At 57.6% G+C, this 19,855-nt stretch carries 19 protein-coding genes and 1 pseudogene; 9 read left to right on the top strand and 11 right to left on the bottom strand.

The genetic code is table 11. The annotated features are described in order from the left end of the window. Nucleotides 1-5: 5 nt before the first annotated feature. Nucleotides 6-1,628 carry a benzoate-CoA ligase family protein gene (locus QA640_RS03080; protein WP_283043101.1) on the bottom strand — a complete coding sequence of 541 codons (1,623 nt, stop codon included), beginning with the start codon at nucleotides 1,626-1,628 and terminating at the stop codon, nucleotides 6-8. Between the two features lie 8 nt (nucleotides 1,629-1,636). Continuing rightward, nucleotides 1,637-2,809 (bottom strand): FAD-dependent monooxygenase, encoded by a 1,173-nt coding sequence (locus tag QA640_RS03075; RefSeq protein ID WP_283039310.1) that lies wholly within the window; start codon nucleotides 2,807-2,809, stop codon nucleotides 1,637-1,639. Nucleotides 2,810-2,958: 149 nt separating this feature from the next. Here QA640_RS03075 and QA640_RS03070 point away from each other — a divergent pair, with 149 nt between their 5' ends. Beyond that, on the top strand, nucleotides 2,959-3,387 hold the full coding sequence (locus tag QA640_RS03070) for an acyl-CoA thioesterase (protein ID WP_283039309.1): 429 nt from the start codon (nucleotides 2,959-2,961) through the stop codon (nucleotides 3,385-3,387). Nucleotides 3,388-3,597: 210 nt separating this feature from the next. On the opposite strand, the gene QA640_RS03065 is transcribed toward QA640_RS03070, so the two are convergent. Further along, entirely contained in the window at nucleotides 3,598-4,323 is a 726-nt protein-coding gene (locus QA640_RS03065) for a GntR family transcriptional regulator (protein WP_283039308.1), read from the bottom strand. 93 nt (nucleotides 4,324-4,416) lie between these two features. On the opposite strand from QA640_RS03065, the gene QA640_RS03060 reads away from it, so the two are divergent. The 3 genes from QA640_RS03060 (at nucleotide 4,417) to QA640_RS03050 (ending at nucleotide 7,389) form a co-directional block, all read left to right on the top strand. Next, a complete protein-coding gene (locus QA640_RS03060) occupies nucleotides 4,417-6,045 on the top strand; it encodes an NAD(P)/FAD-dependent oxidoreductase (protein WP_283039307.1) in 1,629 nt (542 codons plus the stop codon). Nucleotides 6,046-6,047: 2 nt separating this feature from the next. Next, a complete protein-coding gene (locus tag QA640_RS03055; RefSeq protein WP_283039306.1) occupies nucleotides 6,048-6,287 on the top strand; it encodes a hypothetical protein in 240 nt (79 codons plus the stop codon). Nucleotides 6,288-6,417: 130 nt separating this feature from the next. Next, nucleotides 6,418-7,389 carry an NAD(P)-dependent oxidoreductase gene (locus QA640_RS03050; RefSeq protein WP_283039305.1) on the top strand — a complete coding sequence of 324 codons (972 nt, stop codon included), beginning with the start codon at nucleotides 6,418-6,420 and terminating at the stop codon, nucleotides 7,387-7,389. A 98-nt stretch (nucleotides 7,390-7,487) separates the two neighbouring features. Here the strand turns inward: QA640_RS03050 and QA640_RS03045 are convergent, their stop codons facing one another. Then, on the bottom strand, nucleotides 7,488-8,477 hold the full coding sequence (locus QA640_RS03045; protein WP_283039304.1) for a dihydrodipicolinate synthase family protein: 990 nt from the start codon (nucleotides 8,475-8,477) through the stop codon (nucleotides 7,488-7,490). 91 nt (nucleotides 8,478-8,568) lie between these two features. On the opposite strand from QA640_RS03045, the gene QA640_RS03040 reads away from it, so the two are divergent. The 3 genes from QA640_RS03040 to QA640_RS03030 all read left to right on the top strand — a co-directional run bounded on the left by QA640_RS03040 (nucleotide 8,569) and on the right by QA640_RS03030 (nucleotide 11,632). Further along, entirely contained in the window at nucleotides 8,569-9,015 is a 447-nt protein-coding gene (locus QA640_RS03040; protein WP_283039303.1) for a MaoC/PaaZ C-terminal domain-containing protein, read from the top strand. Nucleotides 9,016-9,081: 66 nt separating this feature from the next. Further along, nucleotides 9,082-10,737, top strand: coding sequence for an AMP-binding protein (locus QA640_RS03035; RefSeq protein ID WP_283039302.1), 1,656 nt, complete (start codon nucleotides 9,082-9,084; stop codon nucleotides 10,735-10,737). A 64-nt stretch (nucleotides 10,738-10,801) separates the two neighbouring features. Further along, nucleotides 10,802-11,632: an IclR family transcriptional regulator gene (locus QA640_RS03030; protein ID WP_283039301.1), complete on the top strand. Its 831-nt coding sequence runs from the start codon at nucleotides 10,802-10,804 to the stop codon at nucleotides 11,630-11,632. Between the two features lie 17 nt (nucleotides 11,633-11,649). Here the strand turns inward: QA640_RS03030 and QA640_RS03025 are convergent. The 3 genes and pseudogenes from QA640_RS03025 to QA640_RS03010 form a co-directional block, all read right to left on the bottom strand. Next, nucleotides 11,650-12,707, bottom strand: a pseudogene (locus tag QA640_RS03025) (CaiB/BaiF CoA-transferase family protein). A 126-nt stretch (nucleotides 12,708-12,833) separates the two neighbouring features. Then, nucleotides 12,834-13,610, bottom strand: coding sequence for an SDR family NAD(P)-dependent oxidoreductase (locus tag QA640_RS03015; protein ID WP_283039299.1), 777 nt, complete (start codon nucleotides 13,608-13,610; stop codon nucleotides 12,834-12,836). Between the two features lie 15 nt (nucleotides 13,611-13,625). Beyond that, nucleotides 13,626-14,996: an MFS transporter gene (locus QA640_RS03010; protein WP_283039298.1), complete on the bottom strand. Its 1,371-nt coding sequence runs from the start codon at nucleotides 14,994-14,996 to the stop codon at nucleotides 13,626-13,628. Between the two features lie 168 nt (nucleotides 14,997-15,164). On the opposite strand from QA640_RS03010, the gene QA640_RS03005 reads away from it, so the two are divergent. Together QA640_RS03005 and QA640_RS03000 are read left to right on the top strand one after the other, a co-directional pair. Next, nucleotides 15,165-16,367, top strand: a complete 1,203-nt coding sequence (locus QA640_RS03005; RefSeq protein ID WP_283039297.1) for a CaiB/BaiF CoA-transferase family protein — start codon at nucleotides 15,165-15,167, stop codon at nucleotides 16,365-16,367. Nucleotides 16,368-16,410: 43 nt separating this feature from the next. Next, a complete protein-coding gene (locus QA640_RS03000; protein ID WP_283039296.1) occupies nucleotides 16,411-18,150 on the top strand; it encodes an acyl-CoA dehydrogenase in 1,740 nt (579 codons plus the stop codon). A 268-nt stretch (nucleotides 18,151-18,418) separates the two neighbouring features. Here QA640_RS03000 and QA640_RS02995 read toward each other — a convergent pair whose 3' ends face one another. The 4 genes from QA640_RS02995 to QA640_RS02980 are packed head-to-tail and all read right to left on the bottom strand — an operon-like array spanning nucleotide 18,419 to nucleotide 19,670. Continuing rightward, a complete protein-coding gene (locus QA640_RS02995; protein ID WP_283039295.1) occupies nucleotides 18,419-18,913 on the bottom strand; it encodes a PaaI family thioesterase in 495 nt (164 codons plus the stop codon). 38 nt (nucleotides 18,914-18,951) lie between these two features. Then, nucleotides 18,952-19,281 (bottom strand): cupin domain-containing protein, encoded by a 330-nt coding sequence (locus QA640_RS02990; RefSeq protein WP_283039294.1) that lies wholly within the window; start codon nucleotides 19,279-19,281, stop codon nucleotides 18,952-18,954. Between the two features lie 12 nt (nucleotides 19,282-19,293). Next, nucleotides 19,294-19,440, bottom strand: coding sequence for a hypothetical protein (locus QA640_RS02985; RefSeq protein ID WP_283039293.1), 147 nt, complete (start codon nucleotides 19,438-19,440; stop codon nucleotides 19,294-19,296). Nucleotides 19,441-19,454: 14 nt separating this feature from the next. Beyond that, a complete protein-coding gene (locus QA640_RS02980; protein ID WP_283039292.1) occupies nucleotides 19,455-19,670 on the bottom strand; it encodes a hypothetical protein in 216 nt (71 codons plus the stop codon). Nucleotides 19,671-19,855: the final 185 nt, after the last annotated feature.

The following is a 19,855-nucleotide window of genomic DNA, read 5'->3' as shown; positions in this document are numbered from 1 at the left end:
TAGGACTAAGAAGATGCTCCGCGAAGCTTCTGTCGATCGATTTTGCCTGTTCCGGTCTTCGGCAAGTCGATGCAGTACTCGATCAACCGTGGGTATTTGTAGGGGAGCAGTTTGGACTTGATGTAGTCCTGCAATTCCCGGCTAAGTGCCTCACTTGCTGAATAGCCGTCGCGAAGCATCACGAATGCCTTGGTCGTCATGCGGCGATCTTGGAGTTCAATCCCGAGGACGGCGCATTCCCGAACCGCCGGATGTTCGGACAGGCACAGTTCGATTTCGAGCGGGTAGATCCATTGACCGCTCACCTTGATGAGATCGTCGACGCGGCCGACGAATGTAAAGAAGCCATTGCTGTCCTCGACAAGCCTGTCGCCGGTCCAAATCCACCCGGCGTCGCGCATGGTCTGCTCGGTTTTGTCCGGCCTGTTCCAATAGCAGGGCGCGTTGGAGTGACCACGGACCCACATGACACCTTCTTCGCCTCGCGTGACTGGCTTACCCTCGGGAGTCGTCAGCCGGACCTCATATCCGGGAACGCGCTTGCCGGCGGCTCCGGGCTTTTTGTGGCTCGGCGTGTTCGAAAGATAGATATGGAGAACCTCGGTCGATCCGAGCCCTTCCAGAATCTCGTGCCCGAAACGCCGCCTCCAATCGTTAGAGATATCCTGGGACAGGACCTCGGCAGCGGACAGACAAAGACGCACACTCGAGAAGTCGGCGGAATCGATGCGTGGATGATGGAGTAGTGAGGTATAGAGGGTCGGCAGTCCAAAAAAGAGTGAGGGCCTGAATCTCTCGATCGTCTCGAGAACCGCGTTTGGCTCGGGCCGGCCAGCGAGAAGGACCGTGCTCGCGCCGACCGAGAATGGGAAAGTGATGGAATTACCAAAACCGTAGGCGAAGAAGATCTTCGGCACGGAGAAGCAAACGTCGTTCTCCCGGATCGCCAAGATATGTCGACCGAAGCTTTCGGCAGTATAGGCCATATCGTGCTGCAGGTGCACAATGCCCTTCGGCCGGCCAGTGCTGCCCGAACTGTACATCCAAAACGCCATGTCATCGCGACTTGTAGGCGCCGTGTCCAGCGCGGGAGAGAACTCAGCGAACCAATGGTCCCCATTCAGAACCCGGAGAGAGGCTGGCTTGGATGATGCATCACCATTTGTGACGATCAGCGCACGTAACGACGTTCCCGCGATCGTCTCTTCGTCGAACAGAGGCGCGTACTCGGCGTCGACGATCGCCAATGGTGCGGCAGAATCCTGTAGGTAGAACTGGATGAGTTCCCTTGGCGACAGGATGTTGATTAGTACCGGCACGAAACCAGCACGAATTGCACCGAAGAGTACGGCTGGATAGGCTGGAGTGTCGTCCAGAAGAAAAAGGACGCGGTCACCGGGGGCGAGCCCGAGCGACTTGAGGGCATTTCCGATCCTTGCGGCTTTCGCGCATAGCTGTCCGTAGCTGACGTTACCTGTCGCGGCATAGATCGCGATCTTGTCGGCGCGACCCGCCTGAAGGTTGTCGAACAGGATCTCGCTCGCGTTGTACCGCTCGGAGACAACGAATTCTATCTCCCGAGCGCCAGGAGCATCGTTGGGAACACGATCGATAATCGCGCGACCGATCTGATTCGTCATGAAAGCGCTCCTGGCTGTCGCGATTTATCTGGGCCTGGTGAAAGCGCGTCATAATGCTTCATGAAGCACGGACACATTGCGCGGAGTTGAGCGTCGTCGATGCGGCCCGAGCGAGTGATGTAGCTGTAGCCGAGTTCGAGCGGGGTCAGCTTCATGTGTTCAGGGAAACGCTCGTACCACGCCGCGCTTGTCTTTGCCGCCTTGACCAGCGTCTCCACTATGGGACGCCGTGTCGCTTCATAAGCTTCGAGCGCTCCACGCAGATCATGCTGTTCACGATCCAACGCGCTCACGAGAGCAACGACGTCCTCAAGCGCCAGCCGCGTGCCTGATCCGATCGAGAAGTGCGCCGTGTGGAGTGCGTCGCCGACGAGAACCATGTTTCGAAATGACCAATGATCGTTCCACAACCAAGGGAAGCTCCGCCAGACCGACTTGTTGCTCACCAGCTGGTGCCCTTCGAGCGTCTCGGCGAACACGTTCTGGCAAATGGCTCTGCTCTCTTCCTCGGTCTTGTCCGCGAAGCCAACTCGCAGCCAGGTCTTGCGATCGCACTCGACGATGAACGTGCTCATCTCGCCTGAGTACCGGTAGTGATGAGCGTTGAACGTGCCTAGCTCGGTTTCGACGAACGTCTGGGTCAGCGTCTCGAAGCGTTTGGTGGTACCGTACCATGCAAACTTGTTGTCGTCATAGGAGAGGGACGTCTTGAAATCGCCCTCATGGGTCCGCCGGATCAGCGAGTTTAAGCCATCCGCGGCCACGATCAAATCGTATCCCGCAAGCTCATCTGCAGAGCGCACGACCGTGCCAAACCGCAGAGTCACGCCGACGGAGCGAGCGCGCGCTGTCAGTCGCGTGATGAATTCGAGCCGACCGACAGCGGAGAATCCGACACCATCAAGAACGGTGCGCGTACCACGATGAACCAGTGTGATGTCGCGCCACGTCTCCATGCGAGCCGAGATGGCTTCCGCCGCTTCCGGATCGTCCGCTCGAAGGAAGTCGAGCGCCTTGTCCGAAAAGACGACTCCAAATCCCCAAGTCGCCCCCTCTTGATTTTGCTCGAAGACGTCAACCTGGGCGTCTGGGTGCCTCCGTTTCCAAAGGTAACCGAAGTACAGCCCTGCAGGACCTCCTCCGACTACCGCGATGCGACTGAGCCGCATGACCCTTCCTCACTATGCTATCTGGCCGGCGTATTATTGCCTAATATGAAAAGCATTTTGTATTATGCAATACAAATTGCTTATAGAAAAATAGATTTTATATTGCGCAATGTCTGCGGCAAGGCGGATGGCTCGGTGTGAGGACACGGATGTTTGAGACAGCTTTTACGGTAGAATGGGGAGACTGCGACGAAGCCGGTATCGTCTTTTATCCCAACTATTTCTATTGGTTCGACTGCGCCTATCAGCGCTGGCTGCGTAAGCTTGGACTGGGCCAGCGCGAGCTTCGACGCCGCTTCAACGGTGTCACGCCGCTCGTCGATGTCGGCGCTCGCTTCGTGAAGCCTGTCCGCTACGACGACGAACTGGTGATCTACGCCGAGACGACCGCGTGGGGCCAACGGAGGTTTCAAGTCGACTACAGGCTTTCGGTAGGGAACGTTGAGGTAGCCAGCGGATTCGAGCAGCGCGCTTGGCGGACATTGCCGATACAGGCGAGCTCCGCGGTGGGAACGTGCCGCCCGAGTTCAGGGCAATGCTCAAGTGAAGCCGACGTCGAGGGACGGGAGCGAACATAGGACGACACTCAAGCTCTCTTGGCTCACCGGTCCTCTGACGGGAGCCTGGCCGGGAGCGGAATAGTTTCCGTCTCCGCACATCGGAGAATTGTCAAATTTGCCAGACGTCCACGTTGCCCAAGCCGCATGCCGTCCAAGGTCACGTTGCGCGACCGTCATCAGGGGCACGGAAACTGGCTGAACCATGCCCGCCGGCATGGATCTTTTCACTCAAGGTAAATCTGCTTTCGTCCCGCCCGCCTGAAGATCCATATTGAAGCGTAGCGCAAAGCGATCGCCCGGAAAGGAAAGTTCGATCGCAATCAAAGTCCGCTTTTGACCATCGTGAAGCCTGCCCTTGTAGGTCAGGATCGGGGAGAGGGGGCCGACTTTCAACGCCTCGGCAACCTCTGCGTCAGGAAGGCGGGCCTCGATACGCATGTCGACATCGTTTAGCGGAACGCCAACTACATCTCGCATGAGGCGAAAGGTGGGGTATCTTCGCAGCAATGAGGGGGATAGCTTCTTGCCGTGCTCTGGCAGCAGATGCGCGACGGCGTAACTCCAAGGTCTTCCGTCGCGATGAACTAGGCGCTTGAGCCGCATCAGGTTCTTCGCGCCAGCGAACGATTCGGCGAGATACGGAGGGCAGCGAACGGTTTCGCGCGCGATGATTTCCGTATCACTCCCAAACTCTTCGGAAAACATTTGACCAAGCGCATCGTGGGAAGTCGCCGTCTTAAGAAGCGCGGGTCCATCCGAACTGATAAACGAACCGCGGCCGCGATGGCGCGCGACCAACCCCTCGGCCTGCAAGTCCCGCAGCGCACGCTGCACCGTCACTACGCTCACGCCGAACTCCTTGGCGAGTTGGATCTCGGTGGGAATGCGTTGACCGGGTAGACACTCTCCGCGGGCGACGCGCTCGCGAAGTATCTGAGCGATCTGGAAACTCAACGGGATCCGATGGCTGAACCTTCCTTCTTGGAATCGCGCCCTCATTGGACAAATGCCTCGCTTAGCGACTTTACACCTATACATAGGTGTATTATGGTTTTGACGAAATGCAATGCTGTAATGCTATCGCGGGATTGTTTTATGCAAGAGAGTTATGACGTCGTCGTCGTCGGGTCCGGACACAACGGGCTAATCGTGGCCTGCTACCTTGCCAAGGCGGGGCAAAAGGTCCTCGTCCTCGAGCGAAATAGCTGGTACGGCGGCGGCGTCTATACGGCTGAAAGCGTCGCGCCCGGGTTTAGGCACGACTGGCATTCCGCCATTCACATTCTCATCCAGGCCAATCCGCTACTCGCCAATGACGAATTGGGATTGAAATCGAAATACGGGCTGCGCTACGCCAATCCCGAACGCGTTTTCTCAACCATCTTCGACGATCAGAGCTCGATCGTCACTTATGGCGACCTCGATCGCACCTGCGAATCCATCGCCAAACTCTCGCGGCGCGACGCTGACGCCTACCGTCAATTCGCGGAAAAGAGCGCAAAGCTTCTGCCCCTGATCGTGCAAGGCCTGTTCGTGCCCCCGGCACCACAAGGCGCCTTCTGGGCGCTTTTGGATCAAAGCCGCGAGGGCCAGGAGTTGATGCAGATCATGCAGCGAAGCACGTTAGACCTGGTTCGCGAGATGTTCGAGAATGAAAAGGTCATGATCCACCTGCTGAAATTCGCAGCAGAGGTCTTGATCTCGCCGGGGGAGAAAGGGACCGGCGGCATCCTTTTTAACATGCCCGGCTTCGTCCACGCCTATTCTCCCGGGGTTGCGATCGGCGGCAGCGGCGCGCTCGTTGACGCCCTGATCGCCTGCTTGCGGGATCATGGAGGCGAACTGCGCAACAATGTCGACGTTGAAAAGGCTGTCGTAAGCGGCGGACGTGCCGTTGGCGTCCGCCTCAAAGGAGGAGACGTCATTGCAGCCAAGACCGCCGTCGTAGGCCAGATTCACCCATGGTTTCTTGGCGAATTCATCGATGGCCTGGATCCCACCGTAACCGCGAACGCCAAACGCACGAAGACTGCCGGCCACGGTATCTTCATCAGCCACTACGCGATGGATAAGCCGCCCGAGTACTACGCGGGCGAGGAGGCAGGCCGCGCGACGCTCATCGGCATGGCCCCGAAAGATCTTGACGGCTATATCCGTTCCTTCGACGATATTCGCCATGGCGAGATGCCGCGCCGTGCCCTGCTCACCGCGAACGTGATGTCGCAATTCGATCCGACGCGCGCGCCGCCCGGCAAAGCGGCACTGTCGATCACCGGCCACGCTCCCTTTGAATTGCGCGACGGCGGTGCTCAGGAGTGGGACGCCCGAAAGGAGGCGATATCAAATTCTGTCGGCAGACAGTTCTCCGAGTACTGTTCGAACTTCACGCCCGACAACGTCAAGGCCTTCCACTTCGACTCGCCGCTAGACGTCCGCAGACATTCTCCCACCTTCCAAGGCGGCGCTGGAAGCGGGCTTGGATCGTATTTCCACCAGATCGGTGGCCACCGCCCCACACCTGACTTGGCGCAGTACGCGGTCCCTGGAATCGATCGTATGTATCTCGCCGGCACCTTCATGCATCCGCCCGGGGGCGTTACAGGCGGCGGAAGGGCGACTGCAATCAAGATCATTGGGGATCTCGGGATGGACTTCGACAAAATCGTGGGAGCATAGAAATGAAATTCTACACTCCTGAAAAAGGCGTCTTGATGGAAGTCACCTCCTTGGAGCGGCACCCCGACGGTCTGCTCCTCAAAGGCAAGATCATGGGAACCATGCCCATGAAGGCCATCCTTCGTCCGGAAGAGGCACGGGCAATATTCGGATTGCTGAACTTCAAGACGTGCATCTCTCTTGTTGCGATTTTGTTTCGAGGCTTATTGACCAAGCCGTCCGGCGTTCAGCGAGTTTCGTGAGGCCTCTTCGATTCGTTGCGCTGACGAGAATGGCGACAACATCGACGGATGATTCGAGGATTCTCACTAAATCCATTAGCAGCAGGGCTGAACACATGGACCAGATCGGCCTTGGGGAAAGCGCGAGAGCATGAACGTCTTGATTCTCGGCGGCGGCCTCGTCGGCTGCGAAACCCTGAAGCAACTGCGTATAGCTGGCATCGACCCGGTGCTTGCCGACCTCGCCCCCGATCACACCTCGATAGAATCAGCGGTTGGCAGCCGCTGCGAGGTTGAGCGCGTCGACATCGGGGATCGCACGCAGCTCGCAGCCGTCGTGAAGAAGCACCAGATCGACTCCGTCGTCAATTCGGCCGCCGTGCTGACGAAACGTGCCGACCTTTCTCCCCTTGCCGCGGTACAGACCAACGTCGGGGGCGTTGCTAACTTGCTCGAGATGCTGCGTCTTGGCGACCTGCGCCGCATTGTTTCCGCATCTTCCACCACGGTCACCTATTCGTTGTTCGATCGCCCTCTCGAGGCGCCTATTCCCGAGGATTTCCTGATGCGAGTCGTCTCCCAACATCCCGGGTCTATCTACGCGACGACAAAGCTCATGGGAGAGATGCTAGGGCTCGCTTATCGCGACAGATATTCCGTCGAGGCAATTTTCCTGCGCCTTGGCGCGGTGATCGGACGTTGGCCGTCGGGCCCGAACAGCATTCCATCCCGATTATTCGAAGTATTTCGTTTGGCGATTGATCAGAAGACCACCGCGGTAGTCGACGACGATCCGCTGATCGTCTGGAGTGGCATCGAGGAATTTGTCGACGTCCGGGACGCCGCTCGCGCAAACGTCTGCGCGCTTCTTTCAGATCGTCCTCTGCAGGCGGTCTACAACATTGCGAACGGCGAGGCCATCTCGATCGACGATGTTATCGCTGCATTTCGGGAGTTTCACCCCGAACTCTCGGTCGAACTGCGGGCCACTGCTAATGGTGCGCTGGCGGGCTTCGAGTATCGACGGCCTGCCCCCTCGGACTTGCAAATGGCGCAGCGCGAACTCGGGTTCGTCCCGATGTTCACGTTGCGCGATTCCGTCAAAGCCTATCTGGACGGATAGAATCTGCAGATCGGAGAGTGCGGCGAGCTAAAGCGCGATGGGCTTGGATCGAACGGTCATCGCGCTATAGCGTATGGTCTGCACGTCTTTCCGGATTTTTAGGCGGCCATCTCAGGATCCGGCTTCGAAATGGTCTCGATGCCGGCCTCTTTGAGCAGCTTAGCGATCGTATCGACTTCAATTTTCCGCGGCTTTGGCATGGGCGGACGCATGAGGGGAGAATCCACCAATCCGCATAGCCACGCCGCGATCTTATAGCGGATGTGCAGCCTGCCCCACTCCGAATAGATGTATTCGTGGAGTTGCACCAGGCCGCCGTTCCAGATTTGATTGGCGGCGTCGATGTCCTTCCGCCGCCATGCCTCGATATGACTTAGCATGGGATTGAGAGCGTAGTTCCACGAACCCGAGATGGTCCCGCGGAAATCGCCAGTAGCCAAATTTTCGTGGAAGTAGTGCGCGGCGGCGCCCATGATCGCCACGCGCGGCGCTTGGGAACGCAGCGCACGTGAAATCAACCTATGGCCGCCATAGCTGTAGGTCATCTTCCAACCAACCACATTCGGCACCTCACGGCAGATTTGCAAAGTGGGCTCCTTGGGCAAGCCGATCCCGTACGCGGCAGTCGAAGCCGCCACCGGATGCGTGAAAATAGGAAGGTCCACTGCGCGGTCCTGCTCCTTAATCTGATCGAGCCAGACTTCCGGATATTTTTCGGCATCCCAGCTCGTTGTGATGTCCATCGCACCTGCCGGCGGAATGCAGAAGATGCCATCCACCCCAGCAGCTTTAGCATCCTTGGCGGTCTGGACGACGTCGTGGGTCGTCCACCCGAAAGTGCCCGCCAGGATTGGCATCTTTCCCGAAGCTTCTTCCATGACGATGTCCAGCGCACGGCGCTTCTCGTCCTGGCTCAAGTAAAAGATCTCGCCCGCCTCCGGGTTAGCAACGAGACCGCCGACGGCGGCGAACTTCTTGTTCTCGGCATAGTGGCGAACCAGGCGACGCAAACCGGGTTCGTCGATCCGGAAATCATGCGTAAGGGGAAGGACGAGAGCGACGAATAGATGATCTGCCAAATCAGCCATGACAACCTCAGAAGTGTTTGCACGTAAGGCCTAGTAACACTATATGAAATTCATTGTCCATAGAGAAACCACGGCAACGGGAAGGAACGCAATGGAGGATGCAGACTTCGGAGTAGTCCCAGGAGCTTCAGTTCGCTTTTCAAAGACGGTAAGCGAGAGCGACGTTTATCTGACCGCCGGGCTGACCGGCGATTTCTCGTCCGCTCACATCAACGAAGAATACATGAGACGCTCGGCGTTCGGCCGTCGAATTGCCCACGGCATCCTTGTCGTCGGGTTCATGTCGACCGCATCGTCGATGATGTTCAATCCACACCTTGAACGATACGGCAATTTGGCGCCGGTCTCGCTCGGTTACGATCGGATCAGGTTTCTCAAACCCGTCTTCTTCGGGGATACAGTCACAGTCAATTATACGGTCGAAAAACTCGATGGCCCTAGATGGCGCTGCTACTCGGATATCAATGTCATCAACCAGCATCGGGATGTTATAGCGGTTGCAAAACACATCATAACGTGGGTCGAAACGGTCGGGTAGACGGCCCGTCCGTGATTGGCAATGAAAGGGCTACGCGCCCGAGCCGGCGGAATCGCGAGGATTATCATGTCGAATGATCGAGACCTACTGACCGATGCGGACAAAGAGAATTGGACCCTGAACTGGGCTCTGCGCGAACGTGTTCGGCTTTCGCCTAACGACACGTTCCTGGAAGTGATCGGCGGAGAAACGGAATCGTTTGCCCAAACGTTTCGGGCGGCGCAAAGACTGGCCCGTGGCCTATCAAGTATAGGCGTGAAGCCGCACGACTCTGTTGTCGTCATGGCGCCCAATTCCGCCGAGGCGATCCATGCATGGATCGCCATCAATATGCTTGGCGCCATCGAGGTGACGATAAACACTGCATATCGCGGTCAGACGTTGATACACGCCGTCAACACCTGCGCAGCCAAGGTGATCGTTATTCATGAGAGTCACTTGCCGGCACTGGCCGAGGCGCAATCAAAGATTCCTTTGCTGCGCTGCGCAATCGTCATAGGCGGGGCCGCGAGACCGATCGGAGAACTGAAGGTCGTCGCTTTAGATTCGATGCACGAGGCGGAAGCGACCGAACCGCCCGATATCATGCCCGCTCCATCCGATATAGCGTCAATTATCTATACGTCCGGCACCAGCGGGCCGGCGAAGGGCGTCAGGTTGTGTCACGCCCAGAACTTCTTGACCGCGAAGTCGACGGTCGAGCACCTCCGGCTGACGTCGCGCGATGTTTATTATTGCGTGCACCCGATGTTCCACATGGCCGGGAAATTCCTTGCCGTCTATGCGCAACTTCTTGCCGGCGGCAAACTCGTTCTCGACGCGCGCTTTTCCGCCGAGAGTTGGCTTGAGAAGGTGGTTCGATATGGAGTGACGGTGACTGTGGCTCACGGTCCGATGCTTGAGATGATCTTTGCGCAACCGCGAACCGAAGTAGACGCGCGCAACGACCTCAAGACTGTCTTATGCAATCCGCTCCCGAAGCGCATCGCAGCAGAATTCGAAGCGAGATTCGGCGTGAGGGCGGTGGAGGCCTACGGCATGACCGAAATCGGCGTGCCCGTCTGGACCGCATATGATGAACCACTTAGGATCGGGGCAGCCGGCAAGGTCGACGCCAGATGGTTCGATCTGCAGATCGCCGATCCCGTAACCGACGAACCCTTACCCGCTATGGAAATCGGCCAAATTGTCGTTCGACCCAAATCGGCGTGGACGATCATGCAGGGCTATTTAGGGATGCCGGAAAAGACAGTCGAAGCCTGGCGCAATCTTTGGTTTCAGACTGGTGATGCCGGATACATCGATCGCGAGGGATATCTGTACTTTGCGGACCGAATGGGAGATCGGATCCGCCGACGCTCGGAAAACGTCGCTTCTTACGACATAGAGGCAGCCGCCCTCCTCTTTCCGGCCGTGTCGGAGTGTGCCGCCGTCGGCGTGCCTTCAGAGTTCGAAGCGGACGACGATATCAAGCTGTTTGTCGTACCACACCGCGAAACGAATATTGATTTCGGCGAATTGAGCAGGCATCTTGCAACCGAACTACCGCACTATATGGTTCCGAGATATCTAGAGGCCGTTGACGCGCTGCCGCGGACGCCGACGAATAAGGTGAAGAAGAGCGAATTGCGAGACCGCGGCATCAATGGCAATACGTGGGACAGGAAGTCGGCGGGCGTCAGCGTCCGAGAGCTCGTAAGTCGTGAATATCCTATTAGGTGAAGCCGCCTCCTCGCCCAAGACATAGGAAAGAGGAAATAACCGTGCCTACTTGGGCGACCAGACAATGACGCAATTTAAGGCCCCAGCGCCGGACCAGCGCCAAGCTCGCGCCTCGAAGCGAAAAAAAAATCCGCATCCGAAGGGCGTTCAGTCCGTCGAAAATGGAAGCGTCTTGCTCGAGGCGATCATAGGCGATCGAACGGCCGCACCATTGAATGTCTTGGCCAAGCGATCCGGAATGCTTCCCAGCACCGCTCATCGCTATCTCGCAAGCCTCATTCGTGCCAATCTGGTGCAACAAACTCCTTCCGGCTATTATGATCTCGGTGAATTTGCGCTGCGCCTCGGTCTTGCTGCATTGAATAGATTGGACGCGGTCGAGGTTGCTGCGCAGGAAGCCGAAAAGCTTTCAAAGGGCCTGGATCAGACAACCTTCGTCTCTGTTTGGGGAGAAAATGGACCAACCCTGATACGTTGGTACAGCGGCAGTCGGCCGATCTTCACCAATCTAACCTTGGGATCCGTACTGCCAGTTCTTACGTCGTCAACCGGACGGATATTTCTTTCCTTCTTGCCTCGCCAAGCGACCCAGAAGCACGTCAAACAAGAATTGCAATCGGCGGATCGTCCGCCGCTCAACCTTGCTGAGGTCGAGCAATATATCGGCAACGTAAAGTCCCAAGGCTATGCTTGGATCGATGGGAATGTCATTCCGGGATTGCGTGCGGCGGCGGCGCCAGTTTTCGATGCTCAGGGATATTTGAGGGTTACGATCACAGTGTTGAGCACGTCGGCCGCGATCATAAAGATGCCAAGCGATGCGATTAAAGCTCTACTCGTTTCTGCAAAAGAAAGTTCGGCCAGATTGGGCTGGTCCAACAGAGAAACGAGCTAGACTACTATCCGGGAATCTCATTTAAGCGGCGGCGGCCAGGTCAACATCTTGTTGAGGTCGACCGGCGCTGGAGCTGCTGCTTGAATTTGCGCGGCAGAATAGCCCAATTCCTTCATCATCAGGCTGGTTTCGTCGCGCATTTTTGGTCGATCGTGCTTCAACTCGCAGTCTGAAAATATTGGCACCGCCGGACTTTCGGCGCCTTTCTCTCCGAATCTCGCTACGTAGTAATCGCTACTTGCAGCCTCCCATGGATCGAGGACGGGCGAGACACAGGCATCCACACCCTTGAACTTCTTCACCCAAGCGTCCCGGCTTTCCCTGAGAAAACATTCTGCAAGCACTTTTTCGATCATCGGCCAATTATCGCGATCGAAATGGTCGGGACGGTCCCCCAAGCCTAGATGGCTCCACAGCCGGGAGAAGAATTCCGGCTCAAGCGCGCCGACAGCGATATATCTGTCGTCCGCGCAACGATAGCATCTGTAGAACGGAGCGCGGCCGTTCATCAGGCCTGCTCCACGGGTCGGCATTGCGGGCTTTCCCCATGCGGAGAGGTGCATGCCCATGAACGAGAAGCATCCGTCCGTCATCGCGACATCAACGTAGCGGCCGAGGCCTGTTGCATTGCGCGCGTGCAGTGCCGCCAGGATCGCGAATGCCGCAAGGAGGCCGCCGCCTGCCATATCGGCAAGGAGATTTAAAGGCACGGTTGGAGGTCCATCGGCGGGCCCCATACTGCCCAACACCCCGGAGACAGCCAGATAATTTATGTCATGGCCTGCTTCGGCGGAAAGCGGTCCCGCTTGTCCGTAGCCCGTGAGGGAGCAGTAGATGATCTTCGAATTGAGCGCAGCGAGTTTCTCGTAGCCTATCCCCAGCCGGTCCGCTACGCCGGGACGAAATCCCTCAATACAGACATCCGCCGAAGCGACGAGTTTGTAGAAGGCATCGAGCCCCATCTCGGACTTGAGATTGAGCGCGACGTATCTCTTTCCGCCCGACAGTTCGGCGACCGGCGGGCTTCCGCCCCCCCTACGACGACAACATCGGCCCCGAGATCGGCCAACAGCATCGTTCCATAAGGCCCCGGAACGTGCCGAGTAAGGTCGATGACCTTCAGTCCTTGCAGCAAAGTATCCATTGCGATTTCCCAGATCAGAGTGTGAGTTTCCGGCCAGCAGGCCGCAATACTCCCGCGTTACGGCATGTATCGGCCGCCATTGATGTGCAGGGTTTGACCGGTCAAATAACTGCTGGCATCGCTGAGCAGGAAGGCGACCGCAGTCGCTACTTCATCGGGCTGCCCCAACCGTTTCATCGGTACACTTGCTGTATAGGCCTGCAGATCCGCGGCACCTACGACGGCCTCTACATTAGGCGTCAATACGATGCCGGGTGCCACGGAGTTGATCCGTATGCCCGAAGTTGCCGTTTCCAAAGCCAATGTTTTTGTCAGCGCCGCGATCCCGGCTTTCGCGGCAGAATAGTGCGCGCTTCCAGGAGCGCCCGCTGAACCCAAGCGAGAAGAGAAGGTTACGATCGAACCATTCGTCTTCATCCTCAGGATTGACCGGATGACTGCTCGACAGGTCAGATAGCATCCCGTCAGATTTGCTGAAATGACCGCGTTCCACTCATCCAGATCCATGTCCAGGGTGGACGAATTTCTATTGAATCCGGCCGCGCAGACGGCTCCATCCAATCCGCCGAACTCGGATTCCGCGAGATCCGCTAGGGCGTCGCAATGCCGAGGATCGGTGACATCCGCGAGCCGGGTGCGTACGGGCCTCCGATCCGCGGTGGCATTTTCGATCTCGTCACCCACGCGCTTAAGTCCGTCGACGCTGATGTCACCAAGGACAAGCTGCGCTCCCGCTTCTGCGAGCCGAAGCGCGCATGCCCGTCCCAAGCCGCTTGCCGCTCCGGTCACTACATATGTCTTTCCAACGAAATCGCTATCTTCTTGGCGCCGCACGCGAACCTCAACTCCCTAATGAGATAGTTTTTCGAGGACCTGGCCCTTGGTTTCGACGAAGGAGATCAGCACGGTTACCGCACCGATACCCGCCGCCGCTGCAAAGAACAGAAAAACGGTACTGATCGTCCCGAAGGTCAAAAGGAGACCGATGATGGTCGGACCCACTATCGAGCCAATGCGGAACCACGCGCTCGCGAGACCCGTCCCCAGAGCGCGAATCCTGGTTGGATATATCTCCGCCGCATAAAGATACGCGCCCGTCAGAAGAAAGGTTATGAAGAATAGTCCCACTGAGACGAGCGTCACGATAATTTCCAGCGACGCAGTTTGAGCGACGACGGAAAGAACAACGAGCGTGACCGCGCTCATTCCGAATCCGATGACGAAACTGGGGCGACGGCCTATCCGATCGACGACAAGGGCCAACGTAAGGCCTCCCAGGAAAACGGCAAAGTACCCCACGAGGCTCACGTTCAGCGCCTGCTGAACCGACAACTTATAGACCGTTTTGTAGATTGTCGGCATCCAGGACAGGAGTCCGTATCCCGCGAGCGACGTACAGAGCATTGCAATGGACGTAAAGACGGTTCGGGACACATATTCCCTTGAGACGAGCTGCAACCAGCCGGTCGCCTGCTCCGCCGAAACGACTTCGATCTTCCCGATCGGCGGCAATTCGCGCCCGGACGACGACGCAACTGTTGTCTCGATCCGATCGAGACTGGCCTCGGCCTCGGCCATGCGGCCGTTCGCGGCCAACCATCTCGGCGACTCGGGAAGGATACGGCGCAAGGAGATTGCCAGGACCGCCGGCACCGCTCCCAATAGAAAGATGGACTGCCAACCAAAATGTGGAACGAGCCAAACCGCTATCAGTGAGCAAATCAATATGCCCAACGCGAAACAGGTTTGTAAAAGGACGACCATTCGGCCGCGAATGCGCGCCTGCGACACTTCGTTGATGTAGGTCGACGCCACCGGCACTTCTCCGCCGAGCCCTGTGCCTTGTACCAGCCTAAAAATCAAGAACGACAGGTAATTCCAGGATACCGCGCACGCGAGACTGAAAATTGAAACGATCCAAATCGTCCAAGTCAGCGCCGGTCGGCGGCCATACCGTTGCGCAAGCCAGCTGAAGAAGAACGCCCCCGCCAGTTGGCCCAGATAGCCGCCGGAAATCAGAAGGCCAATCTCGGAGGGTGTGAGACTCCATAGACCAACCAGAACGGGAAGCGAGAACGCAATTGCCAAGGAATCGAACGCATCGAAGAAATGCGCCGTTCCAGTCACACTCAGGGCTCGAACGTGCCAACGAGAAAAAGGCAAGCGCTCGATTCTCGCCGAGATCTCCGCCACACCTTTTGGATCAGCCACCTTCGCCATGCAGTCCCCCCTCTATCGTCGCGAATTGTTGTTTTTCATTTACGCGGCCCACTGCCGTTGTCCGGGGCAAATTGCGCATTGTGAAAAGAATTGTCAATAGGCCAACGCGCGTCTATATTGCGCAACTGAGCCGACTATGCGCTCGAAAGAAAACGTCGGAGGAAACTTGTGTCGAAGATAAGCAGTGAGCTGCCGCTTGCAGGGATCAAGATTGTAGATTTGACGCAAGTGCAGTTCGGCCCGTCGGCAACCCAGGTCTTGGGGGATTTTGGCGCAGAGATAATCAAGATCGAACGCCCCGGACATGGCGACATAAGCAGATCACTCGACCCCTTTGTCGAGCCCGGCGGACAAAGTACAAACTTCCTTGCGTTGAATAGAAACAAGCGAAGTGTCGCGGTCGATATCACCAAACCAGCGGGCGCGGAGCTTCTGAGGCGCCTGGCACAGAAGGCCGACGTTCTGGTTCACAATTTTCGCCCCGGAGTTCTCGAACGTCTCGATTTAGGATACGAAGTTCTATCCTCGCTCAACCCGAGACTTATTTTCGCCGCCGGTTCGGGGTTCGGTTTAACAGGTCCTCTCGCCGGCAAACCCGGTCAAGACTTGCTCGCCCAATCCCTATCGGGTTTGGCTATGCGCAATCCGGACCGCGAAGGCCGGCCGCAATTGCATCCGACTGCCATTGCGGACTTCACGGCTGGAATGCTGCTTGCACAGGGTCTCTTACTGGCTCTCTTCCATCGCGAAAGAACCGGTCGCGGGCAGAGCCTCCATGTTTCCTTGCTCGACACTTTGCTGGCGATGCAATTGCAGGAAGCGACGCAATGGATGCTACGCCAGAAGGAAATTAACTGGCTGAAGTTATACCCGATGCGAATTTTCCGCACCAAGGACGGCGCGATAACCGTCGTTGCAGTATTTCGTCCGAACCCCATTGCTGACATATGCTCCGCGCTCGAACTCGACGATATCACGCAGAACCCCGCTTTCAGCACGCGTGAGGTTCAGATGAAGAACATCGAACAGCTCGAGACAATACTGGGCGTCGGATTTGCTCGCTTCACGACGGGCGAATGCATCGAACGGCTTGAGAGGAAGGACGTTCTCTGCGCCCCGGTCCTGAGTATCGACGAGGCTCTCGCGCATCCGCAGACTGTCGAGAACGGCATGATCATCGAATTGCCCGATCCCACCTACGGAACGATACGAACGACCGCGAATCCGGTCCATTTGTCCAGCGTGCCGGACATCGCGAAAGGGCCTTGCCCATTGCTCGGCGAACACACCGTAGCGGTGGCGCAGGATGCTGGATTCGGCGAAGAAGAAATCCGGCAAATGCTCGAAGCCGGAGTGCTCCAGCAAGCCTGATCAAGAAGCGTTCGAACTTCCCATCAAACCAAGAGCCTAGAACATGAGCCAATTCGAGCCCGCGCTCGCAAACATTGCATACGCGCTCAAATACGTCGGCGGCGTATCTGACCTGAAGACCGGTGATTCGGCCGAACCGATCCACGACATCTTGATGCAGGCTGCCAGATTCGCAAAGGGTGTGCTGGCTCCGCTCGACGCGGTAGGCGATCGTGAGGGTTGCGTTTTCGACAGTGGAAGCGTGAGGACGCCTCCCGGTTTTCGTGAAGCGTACCGGAAATACGTGGATGCCGGCTGGTCGACATTGCAGTTTCGCAAGGAGATGGGTGGGCCCGGTGTTCCAACCAGCGTTGCAGTGGCGGTAGCCGAGATTTTCAACGCCGCTAACATGTCATTGACGATGGGGTTGCAGGCCGCCGCCGGAGGAGCCGAACTCGTCAGCCGGTTCGGCACTCCCGATCAGAAAGAAAGATACTTGCCGCACATCGTCAACGGACGTTGGACGGTCACGATGATGATGACGGAGCCGCAGGCAGGCAGCGATATGAGCTTGATACGGACCCGCGCCGTATCCGACGGAGACGGCTACCGCATTTTCGGCCGGAAGCAGTTCATCACATTCGGAGATCAGGACCTGAGTGACAACATCGTTCATCTCATTCTGGCAAAGACTGATGCCCCCGGAAATCCGATCTCCCTTTTCATCACGACCAAGACACTTCTGAATCCCGATGGAACGCCAGGAGAATTGAACGACATCCAGTGCACGGGGATCGAGAACAAAATGGGCTTGCACGGCAGTCCGACGGCGAGCCTCGTGCTGGGTGAGAAGGTTGGAGCATATGCGGAGTTGCTCGGCACCGTCGGGCAGGGACTGCAGCAGATGTTTGTGTTGATGAATCGCGCCAGAATAAACGTCGGCGTTTTCGGCGTGGCGTCCGCGGAACGCGCGCGACAGGCTGCTGGCCTATATGCCTTGGAACGGGTACAAGGGAAGGATCCCTCGCGAAAGCCCGTGCCTATAGCTCATCATCCCGACGTTCAGCGCATGCTACTGTCAATGCGATCGCGAACCGAGGCCGCACGCAACCTTGCTTACTACGCTGCCTCTCTGATGGACATTGCCGGCGACCAAGAAAATGCTGGCTCGATTGCGGCACAATCCCGGCTCGAGCTCCTCACGCCGATCGTCAAAACATGGTGTACCGAGTCTGGATTTGCGGTCAGTTCAGATGGCGTTCAGATCTTCGGTGGGATGGGCTATATTGTCGAGTGCGAAGCGTCTCAATATTTCAGGGATGCTCGGATTCACATGATCTACGAAGGGACCACTGGAATCCAGGCAAATGATTTTCTGACGCGCAAGATCATTAGAGACAAGGGGGCGGTCGCGCTTCCGCTAATCCGGGAGATGCAGCTTTCGTTGGACGAACTACAGAACGACGACACCGTTCAATTCGAAGCAGCAAACGAACTTAGAAAGGCGCTTGCCACCCTTATTGAACTTACCGATTACGCTATATCTCGTTCACCGCAAGATCTACCTTCTTTGCAGGCTTGGTCTGTTCCTTACTTGTTGTTCTTCGGTGAAGTGGTCGCGGGTTGGCTAACCTTGCGGGCCTTCTCCGAATTCAGCCGGGACAAAGTGAGGGATGCCGACATGTCCAAACGTCTTGGACGTTCTCTCTTGTTTCTGGTCTCACATATGCTTCCGGCTTCGGAGGCCGCCGCGAGAAGCATGACGCGTGACGCCACGCCCATTTTGGACGAGATACCTGGGTAAATGCTTCGGTTGCGTCTGGCCTCTCGCAAAGGCGCCGCGCACTTGTGGCACCTCCACGATCGACCATCGGCCCTCCCGGCCGCACGAAGAGGACTGCTGTAATGAAGTCCTCTCCACTCGACCCCGACGGATCCCAGACGTCGGGGGTTTTCCTTTCTTTGCGCAAGCTGTAGCGGCGCCGCCTTCCCGCGAATAGTCGCCCTGCGACTTGGAAACACTGAATTGCCCACCGGACGGGATCGGTTGGCGCAGCGGCTGCCGATGAAACCTATCTGCTTCGCCCGATCTTTGAGGTCCCGGTGGCTGTTGCGAGCAGATTTGCTGCGTCGTCGTGAAGCTGCCCTTCCAAGAAGCAGATCGACCGACCGCGGCTCACGATCCGGCCGGTGCCAAGAATGCGACCGACCTTCGCGGGCGCAATGAAGTTGACTTTGAGTTCGAGCGTCGGCGCGAACTCGCCTGCCCCCAGGGTCGCGGCGAGCGTCGGTGCGAGCGTCTCGTCCAGCATTGCCGCCAATATGCCGCCGTGGATGACACCAGCGGGATTGAGGAATTCCGGGCGAGCCTGCATCTCGACTTTCATCACTTGCCTGGCTTCATCGAAATCGACAAAACGCCAACCGAGCAGCTTCGTGATCGGCGGTTCGGGCAGTTCTCCTGTCACGATCTTCGAGAAGAACCCACTGCGGTTCATCGTCGCTCCCTTTCTTGCTTCGCTCTTGGAATATCGCTTGTCCTGGAAGGCACACTCGCTGGCCGGCACTCAGGCAGCCAAGCGCTTCGCTCCGATCAAGACGAAGATCAGCGTCGCCGGCTTGGCCCCGGGTTGCGCCAGGCGTGACGCGTGCCATTCTGCACGACGACGTCGCCCGGCTTGAGCGCGACCACCTGTCCATCATCGAGTTCAAGCGATATTTCGCCTTCCACTAGGATGCCATAATCCACGGTGTCCGTCGTGTGCATGCCCGGATTTTCGGGCTCGAAGCGCTTCGCAAGCCCCGGCAGGCGGGACATGTATTCTGCAGACGGATCAGACGTAAGCGACATCATCACCGCATCGGGTGGAAAAATCACCTTCATCAATCGCGTCTCCCCCACATCGGGAAGTACGCTCTTGCGGCCCTCGGCCATATTCCGCCCGTCCTAGGGAACTGTCGGCGTCGCCTTGGTCCCCCAGAGAAGGGCGGGATCGAAGCCGGGCACATACGCAAACGGCTTGACGGGTATCGCCCCGTCGACTGCGATGGTGGAGTTTCCATTTCGATTGGAGGTAACGATCAGGCGCGTCATCTATATTCTCCAGCCTATTCGTGAACGATCCCGACGTTGGCGAAACCGCCGGCCCTGCGATCGACCGCCTCGAGCGCCTTGGTGATGTCCCGCAGCGGATATCGTTCGTGTTCGAAAACAGACAGTTCCAGGGTCCCCGCCGCTGCCATCTCGACCATGTCCTGCGCCTCCGAAACGTCGAACCATGGGGATCCGATGCGCTGATGAGCCTGGCCGGCGATGTCCACCATCCGTCCGCCGCCCCTCAGCGCGTTGATACCGGCGAGCGATGTAGAACTGGGGGCGCCTGGCCCACGGCGTCAATAAAGATGTCGGCTCCCAAACCATCAGTATGCTCGCGCACCCACTCATCCAGCGGCGGTCGTCAGCCGACAGCACATGTATCCGTGAGGGAGCGATCGCCCGTAGGCGTTCC

Origin of the sequence: Bradyrhizobium sp. CB82 (genome assembly GCF_029714405.1) — a bacterium.
Lineage (GTDB): Bacteria > Pseudomonadota > Alphaproteobacteria > Rhizobiales > Xanthobacteraceae > Bradyrhizobium.
The sequence above is the reverse complement of the archived record's forward strand: the minus strand, read 5'-3'. Positions and strand labels throughout refer to the sequence as shown.

Coding starts and splice junctions, on each gene's coding strand:
- QA640_RS03010 (WP_283039298.1), bottom strand. CDS start 14,996: ATGGCGAAGGTGGCTGATCCAAAAGGTGTGGCGGAGATCTCGGCGAGA.
- QA640_RS03055 (WP_283039306.1), top strand. CDS start 6,048: ATGAAATTCTACACTCCTGAAAAAGGCGTCTTGATGGAAGTCACCTCC.
- QA640_RS03040 (WP_283039303.1), top strand. CDS start 8,569: ATGGAGGATGCAGACTTCGGAGTAGTCCCAGGAGCTTCAGTTCGCTTT.
- QA640_RS02980 (WP_283039292.1), bottom strand. CDS start 19,670: ATGGTGGACATCGCCGGCCAGGCTCATCAGCGCATCGGATCCCCATGG.
- QA640_RS03060 (WP_283039307.1), top strand. CDS start 4,417: ATGGTTTTGACGAAATGCAATGCTGTAATGCTATCGCGGGATTGTTTT.
- QA640_RS03070 (WP_283039309.1), top strand. CDS start 2,959: ATGTTTGAGACAGCTTTTACGGTAGAATGGGGAGACTGCGACGAAGCC.
- QA640_RS03035 (WP_283039302.1), top strand. CDS start 9,082: ATGTCGAATGATCGAGACCTACTGACCGATGCGGACAAAGAGAATTGG.
- QA640_RS02990 (WP_283039294.1), bottom strand. CDS start 19,281: ATGGCCGAGGGCCGCAAGAGCGTACTTCCCGATGTGGGGGAGACGCGA.
- QA640_RS03000 (WP_283039296.1), top strand. CDS start 16,411: ATGAGCCAATTCGAGCCCGCGCTCGCAAACATTGCATACGCGCTCAAA.
- QA640_RS03050 (WP_283039305.1), top strand. CDS start 6,418: ATGAACGTCTTGATTCTCGGCGGCGGCCTCGTCGGCTGCGAAACCCTG.
- QA640_RS03045 (WP_283039304.1), bottom strand. CDS start 8,477: ATGGCTGATTTGGCAGATCATCTATTCGTCGCTCTCGTCCTTCCCCTT.
- QA640_RS02985 (WP_283039293.1), bottom strand. CDS start 19,440: ATGACGCGCCTGATCGTTACCTCCAATCGAAATGGAAACTCCACCATC.
- QA640_RS03030 (WP_283039301.1), top strand. CDS start 10,802: ATGACGCAATTTAAGGCCCCAGCGCCGGACCAGCGCCAAGCTCGCGCC.
- QA640_RS03075 (WP_283039310.1), bottom strand. CDS start 2,809: ATGCGGCTCAGTCGCATCGCGGTAGTCGGAGGAGGTCCTGCAGGGCTG.